At 49.3% G+C, this 20840-nt stretch carries 20 protein-coding genes; 8 read left to right on the forward strand and 12 right to left on the reverse strand.

Translation table 11 applies throughout. The features are described from left to right. Window positions 1-99: 99 nt before the first annotated feature. Entirely contained in the window at window positions 100-1728 is a 1629-nt protein-coding gene (norR, locus tag MHN33_RS04520; protein ID WP_239396244.1) for a nitric oxide reductase transcriptional regulator NorR, read from the reverse strand. 118 nt (window positions 1729-1846) lie between these two features. On the opposite strand from norR, the gene MHN33_RS04525 reads away from it, so the two are divergent. The 4 genes from MHN33_RS04525 to MHN33_RS04540 all read left to right on the forward strand — a co-directional run bounded on the left by MHN33_RS04525 (window position 1847) and on the right by MHN33_RS04540 (window position 5118). Further along, window positions 1847-2071 carry a hypothetical protein gene (locus MHN33_RS04525; RefSeq protein WP_239396246.1) on the forward strand — a complete coding sequence of 75 codons (225 nt, stop codon included), beginning with the start codon at window positions 1847-1849 and terminating at the stop codon, window positions 2069-2071. Continuing rightward, window positions 2071-3288, forward strand: coding sequence for an NnrS family protein (locus tag MHN33_RS04530; protein ID WP_239396255.1), 1218 nt, complete (start codon window positions 2071-2073; stop codon window positions 3286-3288). Before MHN33_RS04525 ends, MHN33_RS04530 begins: the two co-directional genes overlap by 1 nt. Window positions 3289-3348: 60 nt before the next feature. Then, window positions 3349-4527 (forward strand): NO-inducible flavohemoprotein, encoded by a 1179-nt coding sequence (gene hmpA, locus MHN33_RS04535; RefSeq protein ID WP_239396257.1) that lies wholly within the window; start codon window positions 3349-3351, stop codon window positions 4525-4527. A gap of 90 nt (window positions 4528-4617) precedes the next feature. Then, window positions 4618-5118: a low molecular weight protein-tyrosine-phosphatase gene (locus tag MHN33_RS04540; protein WP_239396259.1), complete on the forward strand. Its 501-nt coding sequence runs from the start codon at window positions 4618-4620 to the stop codon at window positions 5116-5118. 9 nt (window positions 5119-5127) lie between these two features. Here the strand turns inward: MHN33_RS04540 and MHN33_RS04545 are convergent, their stop codons facing one another. Next, window positions 5128-6960: an ATP-binding protein gene (locus MHN33_RS04545; protein ID WP_239396269.1), complete on the reverse strand. Its 1833-nt coding sequence runs from the start codon at window positions 6958-6960 to the stop codon at window positions 5128-5130. A 124-nt stretch (window positions 6961-7084) separates the two neighbouring features. Here MHN33_RS04545 and MHN33_RS04550 point away from each other — a divergent pair, with 124 nt between their 5' ends. Further along, on the forward strand, window positions 7085-7435 hold the full coding sequence (locus MHN33_RS04550) for a hypothetical protein (protein ID WP_239396271.1): 351 nt from the start codon (window positions 7085-7087) through the stop codon (window positions 7433-7435). Here MHN33_RS04550 and MHN33_RS04555 read toward each other — a convergent pair. The 6 genes from MHN33_RS04555 to MHN33_RS04580 form a co-directional block, all read right to left on the reverse strand. Then, a complete protein-coding gene (locus MHN33_RS04555; RefSeq protein WP_239396279.1) occupies window positions 7397-8731 on the reverse strand; it encodes an ATP-binding protein in 1335 nt (444 codons plus the stop codon). The genes MHN33_RS04550 and MHN33_RS04555 overlap by 39 nt on opposite strands. After that, a complete protein-coding gene (locus MHN33_RS04560; RefSeq protein ID WP_239396674.1) occupies window positions 8715-10052 on the reverse strand; it encodes a sigma-54 dependent transcriptional regulator in 1338 nt (445 codons plus the stop codon). Before MHN33_RS04560 ends, MHN33_RS04555 begins: the two co-directional genes overlap by 17 nt. A gap of 206 nt (window positions 10053-10258) precedes the next feature. Next, a complete protein-coding gene (locus tag MHN33_RS04565) occupies window positions 10259-11464 on the reverse strand; it encodes an FtsX-like permease family protein (RefSeq protein ID WP_239396288.1) in 1206 nt (401 codons plus the stop codon). A gap of 12 nt (window positions 11465-11476) precedes the next feature. Further along, the gene (locus MHN33_RS04570; RefSeq protein WP_239396297.1) at window positions 11477-12790 is read right to left on the reverse strand and encodes an ABC transporter permease; all 1314 of its coding nucleotides are present in this window, start codon (window positions 12788-12790) and stop codon (window positions 11477-11479) included. Window position 12791: 1 nt separating this feature from the next. Continuing rightward, window positions 12792-13505, reverse strand: coding sequence for an ABC transporter ATP-binding protein (locus MHN33_RS04575; RefSeq protein ID WP_239396299.1), 714 nt, complete (start codon window positions 13503-13505; stop codon window positions 12792-12794). A 15-nt stretch (window positions 13506-13520) separates the two neighbouring features. Next, the gene (locus tag MHN33_RS04580; protein WP_239396301.1) at window positions 13521-14777 is read right to left on the reverse strand and encodes an HlyD family efflux transporter periplasmic adaptor subunit; all 1257 of its coding nucleotides are present in this window, start codon (window positions 14775-14777) and stop codon (window positions 13521-13523) included. Window positions 14778-15114: 337 nt separating this feature from the next. On the opposite strand from MHN33_RS04580, the gene MHN33_RS04585 reads away from it, so the two are divergent. Continuing rightward, entirely contained in the window at window positions 15115-15585 is a 471-nt protein-coding gene (locus MHN33_RS04585) for a phosphoglycerate mutase family protein (RefSeq protein ID WP_239396311.1), read from the forward strand. A gap of 53 nt (window positions 15586-15638) precedes the next feature. On the opposite strand, the gene MHN33_RS04590 is transcribed toward MHN33_RS04585, so the two are convergent. The 3 genes from MHN33_RS04590 to MHN33_RS04600 form a co-directional block, all read right to left on the reverse strand. Then, entirely contained in the window at window positions 15639-16013 is a 375-nt protein-coding gene (locus MHN33_RS04590; RefSeq protein WP_239396313.1) for a hypothetical protein, read from the reverse strand. Window positions 16014-16114: 101 nt separating this feature from the next. After that, window positions 16115-16486 carry a hypothetical protein gene (locus MHN33_RS04595; protein ID WP_239396315.1) on the reverse strand — a complete coding sequence of 124 codons (372 nt, stop codon included), beginning with the start codon at window positions 16484-16486 and terminating at the stop codon, window positions 16115-16117. A 319-nt stretch (window positions 16487-16805) separates the two neighbouring features. Then, on the reverse strand, window positions 16806-18266 hold the full coding sequence (locus MHN33_RS04600) for a PLP-dependent aminotransferase family protein (protein WP_239396317.1): 1461 nt from the start codon (window positions 18264-18266) through the stop codon (window positions 16806-16808). Window positions 18267-18392: 126 nt separating this feature from the next. On the opposite strand from MHN33_RS04600, the gene MHN33_RS04605 reads away from it, so the two are divergent. Both MHN33_RS04605 and MHN33_RS04610 read left to right on the forward strand, forming a co-directional pair. Next, window positions 18393-18968: a GNAT family protein gene (locus tag MHN33_RS04605; protein WP_239396319.1), complete on the forward strand. Its 576-nt coding sequence runs from the start codon at window positions 18393-18395 to the stop codon at window positions 18966-18968. Continuing rightward, entirely contained in the window at window positions 18965-19540 is a 576-nt protein-coding gene (locus MHN33_RS04610; protein ID WP_239396321.1) for an FMN-binding negative transcriptional regulator, read from the forward strand. Before MHN33_RS04605 ends, MHN33_RS04610 begins: the two co-directional genes overlap by 4 nt. Here MHN33_RS04610 and MHN33_RS04615 read toward each other — a convergent pair. Beyond that, window positions 19524-20741, reverse strand: coding sequence for a serine hydrolase domain-containing protein (locus MHN33_RS04615; protein WP_239396323.1), 1218 nt, complete (start codon window positions 20739-20741; stop codon window positions 19524-19526). The two genes, MHN33_RS04610 and MHN33_RS04615, sit on opposite strands and share 17 nt — an antisense overlap. Window positions 20742-20840 lie beyond the last annotated feature (99 nt).

Here is a 20840-nt window from a genome sequence, read left to right on the forward strand (position 1 = left end):
CTTTTAAAATAAATAACTTATAAACTTAGTAAGAACAATTTTCATTGCGAATAACAGTCCTTGTTTAACTACTTTCATTTTACAAAACGCCAGTTGCAATCAATTTAGCTTTTTGCACGTTTCTATCCCTAAGCGTTTTGCCAATCGCACCAGATTTGCCCTGTCAACAGACAGTTCACGCGCCGTTGCAGCCCAGTTCAGCCCATTGCTCTGTAACCGCGTCTTGATCAGGTTTTTCTGAAATGCTTCCGTAGCCGCCTTTAATGTTTGCTCTGCTGGCAATGACACGGACAAAGTATCGCTATTCGGGCTAGCTGTCAGCTCACTCGCGACATCAGTTCGCCACTGAGCACCATGGGTGATATCAACCAGCACAATATCTTGCTCCCGGGCGGCATGTTTTGCTTTTAGCGCCGCCCGGCTGAGCACATGCTCCAGCTCGCGAACATTACCCGGCCAGTCGTGTGCTTGCAGTTGTTTCACAAAAGGATCTGACAGGACCAGTTGGCGTACCCCCAGTTTTTTGCGCAGTTGTTCAACAAAAAAACCCGCCAGCGGCACGATATCCTGAGCCCGGTTTTTCAACGGCGGAACCTGGAGCGGGTAAACACTCAGGCGATGAAATAAATCGGCGCGAAAGCGACCGGTTTCGACCTCCTGACGTAAATCCCGGTTAGTTGCAGCGACTATCCTGACATCTACGTATTGAGGCTTGTCTGTGCCGACAGGCTGAATTTCGCCGCTTTGTAGCGCCCGCAGCAGCTTACTTTGCATGCTCAGTGGCAGCTCACCGATTTCATCAAGAAACAAAGTGCCACCGTGAGCAACCAAGAATTTACCTTCGCGATGCCTGTCGGCACCGGTAAACGCGCCTTTACGATGGCCAAAAAACTCACTCTCAGCCAGGTTTTCGCTTAAAGACGCACAGTTGACCTGGACAAACGGACCCTGACAGCGCGAGGAGTGCTCATGAATACGTCTTGCCACCAGCTCTTTACCTGTGCCTGTTTCCCCCTGGATCAGCACGCTCAGTTCAGAGTTGGCAACCAGATCAATATCCTGTTTAAGCCGTTGCATCACCTCACTGTCGCCTATCATAGTAAAACTCTGGTGACTGATCTCTCTGAGCATCGCCATACCGTGCCGGGCTTGTTCAGACAAGGTCACCAGGTTCAGTGCTGTTGCAAAATGTGCTGCAATGAGTGACTGCAGCATCGCTAACATTGGCAACGCAACGCCTTCAAAGGCGCTGGGCGTCAGACTGTCAAAAGTAACCATGCCAAGCAACTGCTCGTCCTGATATAACGAAAACCCCATGCAGGCGTGTACAGGTAATGCCCCGGCAGTGGCCAGCAGCATCCCGTCATAAGGATCCGGCAACGAACAATCCGCCGCGAATACCTGCGGCTGCTGAGCACTGGCAATAGCGGCCAGTCTCGGATGGTCCTTGATAACAAATCGCCGCCCCATAGCTTCTGGCGCAAGGCCTGAGCACGCAAGCGGATAGGCAATCCCCTGCTCGCAGCGCAAAACTGCAATGGCATCTGCCGTCACCACACTTTTTACAACACGAACCAGGGCCTGACTAAACGCCCCGATATCGCCCGCTTTAACATGTGGCAGTTGTTGAGCCAGCTCAGTGCTGATACCGAGCAGGTGTGATAGCGTTCGTTGATCCACGTCAATATGACCCACTAAAGTTTTTAAGACACATTTAGTGTAAGTCATTATGACTCATGCCGGCAATTAAAAAATCATATCACCTTGTTTTATAAAAATAAAAACATTGGCATATTTCATGCCCTTATCTAAGGAGTTCGACTCACTGTGTTTTACAAGGGTAATTATGAAGCTTTATCATCGTGCACTCCCCTATGCCAACCAATGCCTGATACTCAGCCTGATTGGTTTTGTGCTGGCCATTATGGCCAGTTATGTCTTTGACCACTCACTGTCTTTATCGACACAAATTGCGGCCCACATCAGTACTATTGTATTTGCCACCCTACTCAAAGTTAGCTACGTAGCAAGGTGCTTTTGCCAGTATAACCTTGGCCTGGAGGTGTGCTGATGACTCTGCTCAATCTTGATGAACCGATTCCACGCGTAGCCAAATGGTATCAATTACACCATGCACCTGTGCTGATGCTGGCATTTCGACCCCTGTTTTTACTGGGCAGCCTCTGGGCCTGCAGCGCGATGCTGGTGTGGTTTGCAATACTAAGTGGCTATCTGAACTGGTCTGCCCCCTATCCGGCAACCCTGTGGCATGCACACGAGATGATATTTGGCTTTGCCAGCGCAATCGCCATTGGCTTTTTGTTTACTGCGGCAAAAAACTGGACGGGCGTCAGTACGTTAAACGGCTGGCCATTACTGGGGCTCTGTGTGGTCTGGAGCAGTGCCCGGATTGCCGGGGTATGGTCAGCCCAGCCTTTGCTGTGGCTAATTGTCCTGCAAGGTGCCTTCTGGTTAATTGCCATTTGTCATTTCACCTGGGTGGTTGTCCAGGTTCATAACAGCAAAAACTACCTGTTTGTTCCTGTATTGGCCCTTCTGGCAACTCTGAATATCGTGTTTATCGTCGTGCTTGATCTGCAAGCTTTTGAACTGGCGGGCCTGCTCAGTCAGATGGCTGTTCTGGGGTTCACCATACTGATCAGTATACTGGGTGGCCGCGTGATACCCTTTTTCATCTCCCGAGGTCTGGGACTGGCACAGCAACAACGTACTCCCCGGCTCGATAAACTACTGCTGCTTGTTTCGCTGACAGGTGTGGCTGGATTTTTTGCTCATCACTTTATGCAGCTTACTGTCATGCCCGGTTACCTGTTGATCCTGGCCGGGCTATTACATCTGGCACGTGCAGCTGCGTGGTTTCAGCGTCGTTTATTTATGGTGCCATTACTGTGGTCACTCTATCTGGCCTATCTGATGATGGCCCTCGGCCTGATTGGTTTTGGCAGTGCCTACTTTAACACCAGCTGGCAGGCCAAAGATGCGCTACATCTGATCACCATAGGCGGTATGGGCATGATGATCCTGGCTATGATGGCCCGGGTTGCACTGGGCCATACTGCCCGCCCCTTAACGCCACACCCGCTGATGTCAGTGGCATTTTTGCTCATTCTCACAAGCGCGCTGATCCGCAGTATGCTGCCCACATACATTGGCGCGCACCTGGCCTGGCAACTCAGTGCCCTGATCTGGTCTGCCAGTTTTGCGCTGTTTGTCTTTATATATGCTCCCATGCTGGTCGTTAAGCGCCGGGATGGGCGTCGCGGTTAGTTTTAATTTTTCGTGCATTTATTCCACTTCAACGGGAAGTGGACTTTTTAGGAGTTTTTTATGCTTTCTCAACGAACTATAACCCTGGTTAAACAGTCTATCCCCTTGCTGGCCGACGCCGGCGTCGAGGTTACTGAACACTTTTACCAGCGTATGTTCGCTCATAACCCAGAGCTGCTTAATGTTTTCAACCTCAGCAACCAACGCTCTGGCAGGCAGCAATTCGCCTTGTTTAGCGCACTCGCGGCCTATGCAACCTATATTGATCAACCTGAGGTACTGGCCGATGCCATTGATCGCATTAACCACAAGCATGCCAGTCTCAGTATACAACCACATCACTACCCCATAGTCGGTGAGCATCTGCTCGCAACCCTGCGGGAAAAATTTCCCCAGCAGTTTAACGCAGATATAGAGCAAGCCTGGGCCGAAGCCTATGCCTTTTTGGCCGATCTGTTTATTACCCAGGAAGAAGGGATCTATCGCCAGGCCGAGCAACACCATGGCGGCTGGCGGGGCACGCGCCGCTTCACGATCAGTCAAATTGTTCAGGAGTCTGAACTGGTTAAGAGTTTTTACCTGACACCCAGTGATGAGCAGGCCGTCATGCCTTATCAGGCAGGACAATACCTGGCAGTTCAGTGCGACATTCCGGGCCAAAACCATCGCCAAATCCGCCAGTATTCTTTATCACATGCCTCTAATACCCGGTTCTATCGTATCTCAGTCAAACAAGATAACCTGGTTTCCGGCTATTTACACAGTTTGCACGAGGGTGATGAACTGGATGTTATGCCGCCTGCGGGTGACTTTGTGCTCAAACAAACAGACACGCCCAAGGTATTGATCAGTGCCGGGGTTGGCATTACGCCTATGATGGCGATGTTACATACCCTGGCTGAGCACCGCAGCAATCAGGCGGTGGTTTTTCTGCATGCCTGCCGTACCGAGGCGCAACTTAGCTTTAACACAGAACTGGCGAAAGCTGTTCAATCTTTGCCAGCACTGAGTACTTATACCTGGTTTGAAAAAGGTGCAACCGGAGCCAGCTCAGAACAAGGCTGCGCCGGACGCATGCTCCTGGCACCATTGAGTAGCACACTGCCAGTTAACAGCGGCGAATTCTACCTGTGTGGTCCAACGCCCTTTATGGCCGACCTGAAACAACAGTTGCTGGCGCTGGGCGTTGATGAAGCGCGTATACTGTACGAAGTATTTGGTCCGCATGAGAGCCTGTGATCTACCCTAATATTGCCATAAAAATCTGATAGTATAGTAAACACTCTGGGCTGCCTTACCCTGGCAGCCGCACAGCAAAAGGATCCTTTTATGAGTGTCGCTATTCAATTTAGTAACCCGGCCAGGGTGTTAGTCGTCTGTATGGGCAACATCTGCCGTTCTCCCACCATGGAAGCAGTATTGAAACATGCTGCCATACAACAGGGACTTAACCTGGAAGTCGATTCTGCGGGCACCATTGCCTATCATCAGGGCAACCCGCCTGATCGACGCAGTGCGGCTGCCGCTCATAAACGCGGCTACAACCTGTCATCTATCACAGCCCGACAGGTTCAGCCCGAGGACTTTGCGTACTTTGATCTGATCCTGTGCGCTGATGAACAGAATCTGGCAGACCTGCAATCCAGATGCCCGGAACAATACCTGCACAAACTGACATTGTTTCTGCGCTATGGCGAACAGTCCCAAAGTGAAGTGCCGGATCCCTATTATGGTGGCGGTGACGGGTTTGAACTGGTGTTAGACCTGGTTGAGCAGGCCAGTAACAGGATCATTGCAAAACTAAGCTTAACCCAGCAGAGCCGTTTGTAAACTGGCGGCTCATTCATGCAGTGATACACAGTGGGCAAGAATTGACTCGGTCAGTTCCGGCTGGGAAATGGGTTTGGCCACCACAGCGTCAAACCCTAAATCAATGTAGTGTGATACATCGCTTTCAAATACATTGGCGGTAACCGCTATCACAGGCACAACCGGCCACTGAGCTCTGATCACCTGAAACGCCTCAATGCCACCCATCACGGGCATCTGAATATCCATCAATACCAGCTGGATCTCGGCATGCATTTTCTCAATTGCATCCTGACCATTAACCGCCACGGTTGTTTTTGCTCCCTGACTGACCAGCATTTTCTGGAGGATAATTTGGTTCACGGCATTATCTTCAACGATCAAAACCGACAACCCCTGTAAGGCTGCTTCTGCGTTTGCCTTTTGGCTATCGGGGGCTACTTGTTCCGAGTGCTTTTGTGCCGACTTATCAGGTAGCGGCAATGGTAACACTAAGGTCGCTATCGTGCCCTTGCCTGGCTCGCTGGAAATATGAATGGTACCCTGCATAGCATCTACCAGAGACTTCACGATTGCCAGGCCCAGTCCAACGCCGCCCTTAAGCCGGGTAGGCGAGGCATCACCCTGTTCAAATTGTATGAATAGCCTTTTCAGCACATCCTCCGTCATGCCAATTCCGGTGTCGCTTATCACAATCTCGACCTGTTCGGAGTCCGGCGTTGCGGTAAATGACAAAGATATACGCCCCTGCTTAGTGAACTTAACGGCATTGTTGAGTAAATTAATCAGTACCTGTTTAAGTCGCAGTTCATCGCCTAGCCTAGCCGTTTTCCTGACCTCAAATGTATAACTAAAGTGCAGTTTTTTCTGTTCACATTCATGGCTATAGATATGCTCCAGGGTTCTGCCCACTTTGCTCAAGTCGAATTCATCTATCTCCAGTGCCAGCTTCCCGGCTTCCATCTGCGTAAAGTCCAGAATGTCGTTCACCAGCGTCGATAACATCTCACTGCACATAGTGGCGGTATCCAGCAAAGCTGTACTTTCAGTGGAGCGTTTTTCTTTGCGCAGTAACTGCAGTGCGCCATACAAACCATTAATGGGTGTTCTGAGCTCATGGGACATATTGGCCAACAGTTGCGACTTAGCTTTACTGGCCTGCTCCAGCTCTGCTGACGTCGCTTTCAACTGAACAATCGAGCCATTGAGCGACTTCAGTAAGTCTTCCACGGTTACGTCAGCTTGTTTATTGTGACGATACAAATAGGCAATGAAAGCCAGAAATAATAGTGCCAGCGCGATTAAAGACACAAGCAGGATCTGGGTTTTAAGCTCATTTTGCTTCACCAGTTGGATTTCACCCAGCACCCTGGTCTTATCCAGTGCGTCAAAAACGGTAGCCTGATACTGAGATTTGAGCGCAAAGTACGCCTCATTCAGCAGAATTTGCTGAGCCTGCTGTGCCATACCAGCACGACGCAACGCAAACGCTTTAGTCTCGATTTCAATTAATTTGGTGTTAACCTGAGCGGTGGCAACGATTGCGTCGGCAATGACAGGATCCAGCGCCTCCGCTTCAGATAAGGTCTGATCCAGCGTGTTGGCAATACTGAGATAGCGCTGCGACCACTTTTCATCTCCGGTAAAGGTGTACATGCGCGATGACATCGTCAGCACTTCATCGTAGTAGATGATTTCACTGGTTATTTTCTTGATTGACTGAATATGTGCATTCAGTTCATTGCGCTCATTTAAACTGGAGATCACAAACGGCACTAATGCTGCCAGCGCCATAAACACAATGACCAGCAATAGCAATAACTTGATTCTGAGTTGCTTTACCTGTTTAAGCGGTTCAGTCATAATCAGTGGGCGTGTTTTTGATACTCTATTTACTTGAGTATGTGCATTTTTTTATCGAGTTCAAGCCAGCTTGAATGATCCGCGCCATACTTAGGTGCCCTTATTTCACCCAACAGAGGCCAGCATGACATGTTTAAAACCCATGGTGGGCCTGTCATTTATCAGCTTGATTTTATTAAGTGGTTGTTTATTTGCCCCGCAAGATATTCAGTATTACGACGCTAAATGTAAAATAATGATGCGTAAAAAGACACTGACGAGTGCCCAAATGCAGACCATCAATCAATGTCGGGGCGACGCCTGCGCACTGGTGCTGGCTGGCGCCGGACTAGTCAGTGCTGCCAGCCTGGTACTATCTGGCACCATCGTCATTGCTGCGAATACCGTATCCTGGCTGGAAAGCGTACAAGGCTGTCCAAAGCACCCGACTGCCACATCAGATAGTGGTGAGCGGCAAGCGGACCTCGACACATAACCCACCCTGCGGCCGGTTTTTTAAATAAATATGCCCATGATGCGCTTCCACTATTTCACGGCACAACGCAAGGCCCAAGCCCGTACCACTGGGTTTGGTAGAATAAAATGGGATCAGAGCATTTGCCATAATATGCTCGCTCATCCCCTGACCGGCATCCACAATACTGAGCAACACGTGCTGAGCCGAAAAGCGCACCTCGATAGCAATGGCACCCGGGTCACCACCCGACTCATGAGCATTTTTAAGCAGGTTGATCAGCAATTGTTCAAGCTGGGCCGCGTCGGCGAGCAACTGACGGCTCTGCGGCAGTACGTTCGTTTGTGTGCAACTAAACTGCCAGTGAGCTTGCAGGCGCGCCAGCAACTGTGACAAAGTCACGGGCTGGAGTCTGGGTGCAGGTAACTTAGCAAATTTTCCATAGCCCTGAACAAACTCAGTCAAATGACGGATCCGCTCATCTATGGTTGAAAATACCCGCTCAAGTCGCGCCTCTTCTAGCTTACTTGCTAAAATTTTGCCACTGTGGAGCATCGAAGAAATGGGCCCCAGTGAGTTGTTTAACTCGTGGCTGATGATGCGGATGACCTTTTTCCATACCGCCACCTCCTGACGATTTAACTCGCGAGTCAGCTGCTTGAAGATATAGAGGTGATGAAACTGGTTGTTAAGTAGCAGCTCGCCATTGGATAAATGCCAGGTCTGCTTGTCTGTGCCGTCGGGTTGCAGTTCAAACAACCCATCCATCGCATCCGACATCGCGGCATGCAACGCTGGACTGGCCTGCTGCGCCAGTTTATCGAGCTTCATACCTTCGAGATTATGTTCACAATTGAGCAGCGCCTTGGCACTGTGATTTGAAAACACCACAATGCCCTTATCATCAGTCAACAACAAAGCCTGCGGCGCACTATGTAACACCTTATCCAGCATCAGCTCGCGCTGATAAATCCACTGTTTTTCGTCTCTGAGCTGTTCTGCTGCCTCATTATATAAGTGGCACAACCTGCCCAGCTCATCGTTATTCTGATAGGCCAGTAAGGTTGAAAAATCGCTGTCTTTAAAATTGAGCAAGCCACTTTCAAGCGCCTGCAAACCGGCAAATAATTTTCGTGTCAGCAGTTTGAGTATACCTGCCCCGGCTAAAATGGCCGATGACAGAACACTGAGCCAGGTTTGCCAGCCAATAACAAGCAGCAACGGCACGCTAACAATGATCAGAGTCAGCGCCAGCGATAATTGCAGTTTTTGCGCAATAGATAGTCCGGGCAGCTTCATTTTAGTAATCAATATCATGTTTTTGCAGGCGCCGATACAAGGCCTGGCGACTCATACCAAAATGGCGTGCAACTTTGGCAATGACCCCATGAAATTGCCGCATTGCTGCCTCAAGTTCCGCTTTACCGGGCTCTTGCTTGCCCGTCGCAGGCTGTTCGGGGCGCAAAGCTGCCTGCTGTAAACCGAAGTCCTGCGCTTCAAGCAATCCCTGCGGATTAAGCACTGCAGCTCGCTTACAGGCATTCTCCAACTCCCTGACATTGCCCGGCCAATCATAGCTGAGCAACTGGTTTTCCGCGTTCAGACTCAGTTCTCGGCCAGGTAAAAAGTGTGCGATCAGCACCAAGATATCATCACTACGCGATTTAAGCGGCGGTAAATTCAGTTCGATGACATTGAGGCGATAATACAGATCCTGACGAAACCGGCCGCATTGAATATCCGCCAGTAAATCAGCATTGGTCGCCGAGATCACGCGTACATTGACCCGCCGGGTTGCAACGGAACCAAGCCGCTCAAATTCACCTGTCTGCAAGACTCTGAGTAACTTCATCTGACCAGATAAGGGTAAATTTCCAATTTCATCCAGAAACAAAGTGCCACCATCAGCAGCCTCAAAACGCCCGATACGCTGCTTGTTAGCACCAGTATAGGCCCCGGCTTCTGCCCCAAACAGTTCGGCTTCTATTAACTCTTGTGGCAATGCCCCTGCATTGACTTTAATAAAGGGCGCTGCTTTAAGCGCAGAATTAGCCTGAATAATCTCGGCAACTTTTTCTTTGCCGCTGCCATTATCTCCGGTGATCAACACCGCCACATCGGACTTAGCAACCTGTACCGCCATGTCCACAACGCGCTGCATTGCTGCACTGCGATAAATCAGGCCACGCAGATCAGCCCCATCGTTCAGTGTTTCACGCTGTTGCGCAACTCGTTCATACTGTTCGTTTTGCGCTTTTGCTTCGCCTAAGGCGATAAGGTTAGCAACTGATGTGAGCAGCTTTTGATCGTCCCAGGGCTTGGCTAGATAATCCGCTGCGCCAGCTTTGACCAGCTCGATGGCCATTTCCAGTTCGGTCCAGGCTGTGATCAGGATCACGGGTAAATGTGGATTGATAGCACGTAATGCCTGAAATAAAGTTTTGCCTTCTTCTCCGGAGGTCGTATCAGCAGTGAAATTCATATCCTGGATCACCAAAGCAATGCGCTGGTAGCGCACGATCTGCAACGCTTCGAAGGGAGTTAAAGCCGTTTCGACCTGATAGTCATGAAGTTCCAGCAGCAGTGAAAGTGCATCTAACACAGCCTGGTTATCATCGACGACGAGTATCTTATTCATCATTATTATTGTGCTCGTATTGTGTCCGGGAGCCAGCTATATCCATCACTTTGGCTCAGTCCATTCAGTGTAACATAATCTCTTTTATTATCAGTAAGTAATCTCATATCAATTCAAACTGCCTGCAGCTGAAGTAAGTGCACGGCAGCAACCAGGTTGCCACCGTGGGTCAGATTGCAAAGTCAGTTGATACTGACAAAGCCAGCTCAGACACTGCGTGTCGCAATGCTGGGAGAAATATTGGCAGCACGTAATGCAGGCATCAGTACTGAGAGCAGGCTCATCATCAACAACAACCCGGCGGTGATGGCAATGAATGAGTAGCCCAGCGCCGGGACTGAATACCACTGCATCAGCTGCTGCCCAAGTAACACTGCCGCTGCGGTACCCAGCATCAGCCCCATGGCACAGATCAGTGCATTTTCCACCACAAAATAGCGTACAATGGCTGATTTTCTGGCCCCCAGGGCCCGTCGTGTACCAATCTGCTTGGTTCGTTTACTGATATTAAAGGTCGACAAACCAAAAATGCCCAGAGCTGTAACAATCACCAGTACCACAATCAGCGTTATCAGCATGCGCATCATCAGTACATCTTTGGCATCATAGCGCGCTTTTTTCTGATCTAGCCCAGTGATATCACTGATCACCCGGTCGCGGTGACCGGACAACATTAATTCTTCAATCTGACGCATTACCTGGGCGCGCTCTCCGGGGGCAGTTCGGACCAGGTACTTCTGAAAGTTGCCAACCCTGAGCATAGGAATAATGGCCATTTTTTCGCCAAAACTGCTTTTCGGCCACTGGTTGGCCATAGTTTCGACGATACCAATGATGCTCAGCGGATCGGCTCCCCAATAGATCGTTTCACCCAGTCCCTTACCCGCTCCGAACAACGCATCAGATAAAGCACGACTGACAATGACAACCGAGGGACGCGCATCACTGTCGTCAATCACCACCACATCAGCCTCGGTAAAATCTCGCCCCTCAGACACAGACACGCCTAATGTGCTAAGTACATGTTCATCACCCGTCACATAGCCCATGTTAGATCTTTTACTTTCTTGTGGTTCAGGCTTAAGCTGCATACCACCGGAGCTGCCACTGCCCGACAAAGGCACAGAGCTGATCGCAACGGCGTCAATAACACCGGTAATACCGCGCAGCTTTTGTTCATCCAGTTCCACTTGTTGCAGCAAGTCTGACTGCTTATCAAAGTTAAGCGAATTGAACTTGAAAATGTCGTCTTCCGGATAGCCGGTATTTTTATTTAGATAGGTCATCCTGTCCTGAATAATAGATACCGCATTACTGACTATCGCCAGTGTGATAGCAAGCTGCAGGATCAATAACACAGCCCCTAATTTAGAACGCATCAGTGCGTTAATAGTCGGTTTTAGTTCAAACATATAACTGTCCTTTTATTGCACTTTAAGATGTGTAGCGGGTGTGGTTCGGCAGACCAGCCAGGCCGGATAAAGCCCAGCAAGGATGCACGCCGAAATGGCGATAGCGGGCGCACTGAGCAGCATCACCCAATCCATGTTGGCCAGGCTTTCATAATAATCATAACTCTGACGTACCCCGAGCAGGCCAAGTTGGGCGAATAACACACCCAGGCTGCCACCTAGCAGGCCCAGCAAGCCCACTTCCACCAGGTGCTGATAAAATACCTGCCGCTTACTGGCTCCCAGTGCTCGTCTTACACCGACATCTGCAGCACGGCGCATAAATTTTGCCAGCAGCAGACCCAGAATATTGGCCACGCACACCGCCAAGAACATAAAGCTCAGACCGACCAGGATTTTGTTGTCTTCACTGATAACATCGTTGTAGTTCATCCAGGCATTAACGTCTTGTAATCCGTACGATAACTCTTCACGGTTGAAGCGACCCAGCTTTTGCTGCGCTTGCATATAGGCCATCAGCATATCACCATAGGCCTGGCGCTGCGCTGGCGTATCCAGCTGCACCCAGAACTGGATCCAGACCATCTCGGAGTTCATTTTGTCGTTAAAGTCGCGGGTTTCTTCAAATTTCCAGGCATTGGTATTACCCCAGGTATCCACGTCATAGGCCTTCACATGACTGAATGGTACAAACAGTCGCTCTGCCTTGCCAAAGCTGCCATTGTTGAGGTCATAAAATTTGATGGTTGGTCGCCACTTCTGCGTCACGCCCACAATTTCCTGACGACGCTCTCCAAGAAATAATGACTCGCCCACAACATCTGTTTTACCAAATAGCTGCTGTGCCATCTCCTCGTCAATCACAACCACAGGTGCTGCACTGCGTGATTGCGCCTCAGTCCAGGCCCCGCCATGGATAAAGGTCAGGTCAAACATGCTAAAGAAATCACGTCCGGTCACCCGCGCGTTTTCTATGAAGGGCTTACTGCTTGGTGTATTAAGATGGACGGAAAATCCGGAGCGGATCATCGCTGCACGCGCAAAGTCACCGGGCAACGCCTGCAAGTTAATGGCATCCGGGTAGGTTAACTGATATGGAATATTATCTTCCGTTTGCCACGTTTCCCCCTCATCCATAGTTTGCATTTGCACTGCGAATAAACGATTACTCTTTTGTGGGATCGGATCCATAGACATCATGTGATAAACAGACAAAGTCGTCATGGTCACCCCAATGCCGATGGCGATGGCTAATATCATCAGGAAGGTAACCATAGGTGTCTGGCGCAGGCTGCGCCATGCCAGATCAATATAATGTGTAAACATGTTAGCCCCCTGCTGTCATCATGGTGTCCACAGAACGTCCCTGATACAAGGTAAAGTCTGTAACCCGACCATCGACAATTTGAATGTTGCGCGGTGCCCGGCGTGCCAATTCAGGATCATGCGTTACCATCACTATGGTTGCGCCCTCACGGTTGATTTGCTCCAGTAACTCCATAACCTGACGCGCCATCAGACTATCAAGATTACCGGTCGGTTCATCCGCCAGCAAAAAGCGCGGTCGCCCGGCAAGTGCTCTGGCAATCGCGACACGCTGTTGCTGACCCCCGGATAATTGCTGAGGCAAATGTTTGGCCCGTCCCGCTAATCCAACCAACTCAAGACATTCTTCTACGCGACGTTTACGCTCACCCGATTTAATGCCACGATATCGCAATGGCACTTCCACGTTCTCGTACAGGTTTAGGTCTGGAATAAGGTTAAAACCCTGAAAAATAAAACCAATTTTCTGGTTGCGTAGGTCTGCTCTGGCGTTATCGTTGAGTTTGCCAATATCGACCCCGTCCAGGCAGTATTGCCCGCCACTAAAGGGTTCCAGCATGCCCGCAATATTCAAAAAAGTGGTTTTCCCAGAGCCCGAAGGGCCGGTCACCGCCACGAACTCTCCCTCTGCAACATGAAGATTAAAATCCCGTAGTGCATGCGTCTGTACCATGTCAGTTTGATAGACTTTACTGATCGCTTTCATATCTAGCATTGTTGTTATCCTTTTTTATCTCAGTTGCACTAAAGGTGCTTGTTCAAATTGTTCGTAATTAGACACTATGATTTGATCGCCAGGTTTCAGGCCATGCAATATTTCCACTTCATTGACGCTGGATGCGCCAGTGCGCACATCCAGGCGTGTTGCCACTGCCCCCTCAACCCGATAAACGACGTTTCCCCCTGCGTTCATAAATGAACCCCGACGCACTTTTACAACGCCTTCTTTGTGATCCAATAGTATGCGAGCAGACAAACGCTGGTTCTGTCGGATCCCGCCAATATCGCTGTGATCAAAACGTACTCTGGTCGTCACTTCCCGGTTGCTGACCTCCGGAGAAATCGCAGAGAGCTTACCATACACCTCGCTGGCACCAACCTGCAGTACCACACTCATGCCAAGGCCAAGCTCATTGGCATAGCTTTCAGGTACTTGTAGTTGTGCTTCATAGGCGGATAAATCAACCAGTGTCATCAGCGCCTGCTGGGCCGTAACCGCAGCCTTGGTCTGTACCATCAGATTTCCGACTAAACCACTAACCGGTGCATTGATATCCAGTGCATTCACCTTGCGTTGCAGTTCATCCACAACCAACTGCTGTCGTTCGACCAGGTTACTCGCCGCGGCCAGCTCAAATGCCAGCGTATCCTTGCTCAGTGCCACTTCCTGTTGCGCATGACGATAGTTCAGCCTGGCGCGAGCCAGATCGTCCACCGCTTCTTCGAGATCGATCTGGCTGATCAGATTTTTCTGTATGGAAAGCTGTGCCCGTCGATTCTCACGTTCAGCGGCATCCAATGTTACTTTCGCCAGCTCCAGAGCACGATTGAGTGTCAATGTCTCGCGCCTGACCTCCAGTTGCTCTCGTGCCAGGTCATCACGCAACCTTGCCAGCTCTGCCTGCTGCTGTTTCAATTCATTGGTCAGCGCCGGGCTAACGACTCGGGCAATTACTTCACCAGCAGTGACGGTATCACCCGCTTTTACCAATAAATCAACAAAGCCTGCCTCCGGGCTATAAACCTGCGGTGCGTTAGCAGCCACAATTCTGCCACTGGCCAAAATATCGCGTACGAAATCTCCCCGCGACACCGTTGCCACCTGCAGGGCACTGCGTTCAAAGGAACGGCCTGTCGAATCCGCCATTGAAATAGCCCGCGCGGTGACGCCTAAAGCGCCAATCAGTGCAATCGCGCCAGCGGCCTTTTTCCAGCTCACCCTCCCAGGTTTCACCACTAAATCCTGTTGACTGGTGTCTTTAATCATGGGTACTCCTTAGTCTTGTTCACTTCACATTGGTCAGGCTTTGCTTCCAACATTGCGCAGTGGCAAAGCCACAAACCTTTGCATGTCGAAGTGTCCTGTCATCGGTTTAGTAAAATGAATACCAGAGTCGTGCCAATTTTTAACACATTGTTTTTATTGAGTTTAATGAGTTTAGTGACAATGGAAAAGTGTCCGCGGACAGAAAAAGTGTCCGCCATTACTGGCAAAACGGACAGGTTTGAGGACTGACTGTTAAACACCCCGCTGAGGTGGCCGCTTGCTATCGCGGTAAAAATTGGACACACTGCCAGCTTTAAAAATAAAGACCATAAAGAATATGAAGCCCTTATTTCTGATACTAATAATGCTCACTGCCGCCGCTGCGCACGCACTGCCTGATCGTATCGTTTTGATACGTCATGCAGAAAAACAGGCGGGAAAGAACCCGGAATTAACACAACAAGGACAACAAAGAGCACAGCGACTCGTCACGTTACTGGCCCCACTGGACCCGGACCGTTTATTTTCAACAGATTACCATCGTACAAAACAAACATTAGCGCCCTTAAGTGCAGCTACGTCAATCGAGGTGCAATTGTATGACCCAAGCGCACTGGCGGTTTTCGCTACTCAACTTAAAGCGCAATCGGGCACCATCGTTGTTGCCGGTCACAGTAATACGACGCCTGAGCTGGTCAAGTTACTGAGCGGACACTCTGTCAGTATTCGCGAGGATGAATTTCATAAAGTGTTTATCGTAAGCTGGGAAGGTGGCAAAGCCATATTAGAAAAGCGGCATTCCAATTGAGACGTCAATAACAATTGAGAGGAACTTGGTAGCCATAGCCCCCCTCTAAAAGCCTAGTAGCCTGTTTCGTAACTGGCTCGGGCTGTGTTGGTTTGCTCCCAGGAACCGTCTTTGTACAAGATCAGCGCAGAAGCTGAGTTAGTCGTATACGCACGAATAGTAGCATTACAACTCGTCCCACCAGAGCAGTTTGCATCGCCGCTCCACTGCACTTCCTGGATAGGTTTTGCGACATTTTTCAGATAGTAACGGCCATTGGTTGAATTGCCAAACGAGAAGTCAAAACCACCGCAGTTGGGTGTTCCATCACCCCAGGAGTGTGCATTGCTTCCTTTAGGATATACTTCACAAACCAATTGCGCCGAAAATGCTGATCCAGCAAATACGGTGGTTGCAATAAGCGCGCATGCTTTTATTATTGTTTTCATGGTCATTTCCTTTTCTGTTATCTCATTTTTTAGTGTTTAGAACTTCATCTAAGCAGAACAAAAGTGTGAACCCCTTTGCAATTAGGCTTCACACATATCGACTAGTGTCCTGTTTCGTAGAATGCGCTGGCTGCTTTGGGGCGCTCCCAGGTACCGTCTTTATACAAAATAAGTGCAGTTGCTGTGTTACTTGTGTAGGCACGGATGGTTGTTCTGCAGCTGGTACCACCAGAACAGTTCGCATTACCTTCCCAGCGGACTTCCTTGATTTCCTTGGTCACATCTTTGAGATAGAAACGACCGCTCGTGGAGCTACCGAATGAGAAGTCAAAGCCAGAACAATTAGGCGTACCATTGCCCCAGCTGTGACCATTTGATTTAGGGTAAACATCACATACTACCTGAGCAGAAAATGCAGAACCCGCAAATACTGTACCGGCGATCAACGCGAACGCTTTTATTGTTGTCTTCATAATTATTATCCTTATGTTTTTTGTGAATCACTCGATATTGAAATGAAACAAGAAATGCAACATTCGTTAATGAAAGTAACGAAACACCAACACAAAAGTCAACAATAGAAATAACAAAAGACACAATGAAAACAAAAAAGTTACACTTTGGTTATATTTTTTCGCACATAATGGGTTCGCATTCACCTTAACAAGCCAGAAGAGAATTCGAGCTACCTTTATGTTTATTATGAATATATTATTCCAGACAGTACCGGGAATAATAAATATGTGACACTTTTACTCAACAATATGGTTGCAACTCTGCAAGACATATTGTTCACCCTGTTCGTTCCCCCTTTTCAAGTAATGCGATGAGACGCGCTAACCCGGCTCGCATTTTCTGCTCATTTTGACCGGCGAATCCAAGCCGAATATGCGAGTAGTGTTGTTGAGAAAATCGCCAGAATTCATCTTCGGTCTGCACATAAACGCCTCGCTCGGCCGCCCGGACACTCAGTTCAGACACATCCTGATGCACATTAACCCAAAATGCCATACCGCCATCTGGCACAGTAAACGTCATTGGATACCCTTGCGCCTGATAGTGTTTAAGCTCAGACGCCATCGCATCACAGCGCGCATGGTAGCGTTTGGTCATGCGCCTTAAGTGGCGTTCAAACTCACCGGAGGCCATCCAGCTCGCCAGTGCCATTTGCAGCAGAATATCATTTTTATGATTCATCAATTGCTTAAGCAAAATCAGCTGATTGAGCACGTCCGCTCTGGCAACCAGATAGCCCATTCTGGCTCCGGCAAACATGATTTTCGAAAAGGTAGAGACATAAATCACAATCCCGTGAGGGTCGCTTGCAGCCATCGGCTGTAGTGGTGGGCAACGATAGTGAAATTCATGATCATAGTCGTCTTCGATAATGAATACACCATATTCGGCACACAGCTGATATATCGCCATACGACGCGCAACGGACAAGGTCACCATCGTCGGATACTGGTGTAGCGGCGTTAAGTACAGCAGTTTAATCTTGTTCTGTTCGAAGCAAGCACGCAGGTTATCTACGTCTAATCCCTCCTTATCCTGGGCAATACCATGGAGCGTCGCACCGCATGCCTCAAATGCGCAATGTGCGGGAGGATAACCCAGCGATTCCACTGCAACACCTTCACCATTTCTGATAAAGGCTTTGGCAATCAAAAATAAGGCTTCCTGAGAGCCATTGCACACCAGAAGATCTTCACAATCCAGAGCACGCGCGCGTCGCAGATAATGCTGAAGTTGTTGCTTCAAAGCCGGTTCTCCACTGCAATTACCATAGTGCAACTGTGGTACATTCACAGCGCGACAGGCCTGATTGAGATGACGCCGAAACTCATCGTAAGGAAAGTCAGACAAGTCAGCCAAACCGCCTGCAAAACTATACTCGTAAGTTGCTTTTTCTGAACTTCGGGTTTGGATACCTGACAGCGATGACGCAAAGTCGGGTTTAATGTCTCTGATCTGTGTATTGGGCTGCACAACAAGCTGACTGGACTCAATCGGCAGTGCCTGATTCACTCGATATCCACGTCTTTGTGCGGAGCACAACCAGCCCTGCGCGACTAAGTTTTGCAGCGCGGTCATCACGGTATGGCGATTAATACCATATAACTCGGCAAGTTTTCTCGCTGAAGGCAGCGGGTCATTGGGCTGCAAATGTCCCAGCTTAATTGCAACTCGGATCTGCTGTGCCAGTTGAATATACTTAGGTGAACTCTGAGTCAAGGGTGCGCCCGTTAACATATTTACTCTCCCAGCCAGTTCGACAACACCAACTGGTCTAATTAAAAATAAAATTCTGGTTGTTTATAATCTACCAGAAATCACTAAGCTGATCCTAATTGGAATACAGTTATGGAGTACAGATTTATGTTGAAACAAATTTCACTGGGAACAGACAAGGTGCGACTTGAGCCGCTTTCACGTGAACACCTGCCACACTTACGCAAATTCGGGGAACAAACTGAGCTGTGGAGCTGGGTGCTGGATAATTACTGTCAAACGGATAACAAACTCGTTCACTGGTTTGAACAAAATGCACAGTTTGACCCAGACGTTCAGTTACCGCTGGTGATCATCGACCAGCACAGTAATGAGGTGGCGGGCAGCACCCGCTTGTTCAGGTTGCACAAAACCAACCTGAGCGCGGAAATAGGGCATACTTTTATTGGTAAACAGTGGCAGCGGAGCCACATTAATACCCATGCCAAATACCTGCTACTAAAACATGCCTTTGAAACGCTGGGCCTGGTGCGCGTGCAATTGCGCACGCACGAACACAATCAGGCGTCGCGTACTGCAATCGCCCGACTGGGTGCGCAGTTCGAAGGGATTATGATGAAGGATCAGCGTGTTGCGCCCAATGCATTTCGTAATTCCGCTCAGTTTACCATCACAGATGACATGTGGCCGGGCGTGAAGAACAAACTGCAGGGCTGGTTATGAGTTATCCACGTAGTGCTTTTTCACAGCACAATACCGAGCACCTGTGGCAACTGATTGAGGACTGCCCACTTGCCACAGTGATCACCGCAGATCCTGACTGTCAGCTGGTGCATATGCCTTTGAGCCTGAGTCAGGACAAGACCCAGTTACTGGGGCATGCAAATCTGGCCAACCCGTTAACACAACAACAAAACACACAGCAGCACGTATTATTCAAAGGACCGGATGCTTATTTATCCCCCAGCCAGGTTGCCGGGATCATGTTACCAACCTGGGATTACGCCACCGTGCATATCCGCGGACAACTCAAGGAGATCACACACCCGGACGATAAATACGCGACCATGCAGCGCCAGTTAACCCAGTTTGAATCTGAGGCCAATCCCTGGGATATGTCGACGCTGAGCGAACACCAGATAGATAAACTGTTTTCGCAACTGTTTTTCTTTAGCATAGAGATAACGTCAATAACGGGTACATTTAAACTCAGTCAGAACAAGAGTGACGACACCCGTCAGGCCATCGCACATTTACTTGCAACTCAGTGCAACCCGCTTAGCCGCTACTATTAGCAGCAAAAAGCGCGATCAGAGTGTGAGTCAGCGCTATAACCGGTTCATCACACTCATCCTGAGCCCCACAGTTGGCGATCAGTCCGATCGCCACCCCCTGATCGGCCAGATAAACACTTTGTGTGATATAACCAAACTCATTGCCGCCATGATGATATAAAACACCGTCTTCATGCTTTTCAACCATCACGCCTAAACCATAATACAATGCCCCGTCCATAAAGCTCGGCAACCAGCGGGCTGCGCGCAGATGCTTATCACCGACCATATTGCGGTGGATGCGTTCATTAACAGGCTGCGCTTTAACGACTATGGCTTTGAGTAGCTTTGCCATATCCCGTGCGCTTGATGCAACCGGTGCATCCGCTAATGCCGTATTCACAATCAGCTGTTTCGTGTCGTAGCGCTGGCGGTATGGCAGGACAAAGTCAGGCTCGTCCATGTTAAAGAAATAGCCGGACGCCACATCATCCGCCGCAATATCATACCCTTTTACAAAGGTCTCTGTTAAATCCAGTGGCTCAAGCACATGCTCGTGCAGTAATCGGCCAAGAGGCTGTTTTAACTTGTTTTCTATTACCATACCTGCCAGTACATACCCAGAGTTTGAATAGGCAAAGCCATTGCCCGGTTCAAAGTAAGTTGGCTTACCCAGGACAAACTGCAATGCAAACCGGTTTCCCTTGCGGCGCGCCTTGTCAGCCAGTTGCGCTCGAATAAAATCCAGCTCGCCCACGTCATTGTATTCAACGACCCCGGCGCTGTGATTAAGCAGCTGACGTAAGGTCATTTTCTCTATGCCTTTTAGCTCTGTTACGAGGTCGTTTGGCACCCAGGGCAACACAGGCTCATCGAGGCTAAGCAATTGTTTATCATCCAGTATAGCTACCAGCAAACCGATCAACTTTTTGCCTGCACTGCCATTGGGGATCCGGGTCTGGCTGATCATAGGCGCCAACGCTTGAAGATCGGCGTAGCCAGCGCTGGCAGTATATTGTCCGCTGGGCGTTTCGATGTAGACGCTCACGCCGGGAATAAAGTCCGATACTAAATCGGCCAGTAAGAGGTCTACTTGCCTGTGAACGTCACTGTCAGATAGTGTGATTTCACCAGGCTCGGCAGTTTGAGGCCCGCTACAACTGCTGACAAACCAGACCAGCATCGCAAGCCACATACCAACTTGCACCATTTTAATACCCACCTTTTCAGCTCCTTGCTTATTAACGCCCATACAAATTACTTTAATTTTCGGTACAAATACATACACTCACGAGTATATATTTAAATATTGTTGTACTGG

It is taken from the genome of Pseudoalteromonas sp. OOF1S-7, assembly GCF_022347765.1.
In the GTDB taxonomy this organism is placed as follows: domain Bacteria; phylum Pseudomonadota; class Gammaproteobacteria; order Enterobacterales; family Alteromonadaceae; genus Pseudoalteromonas.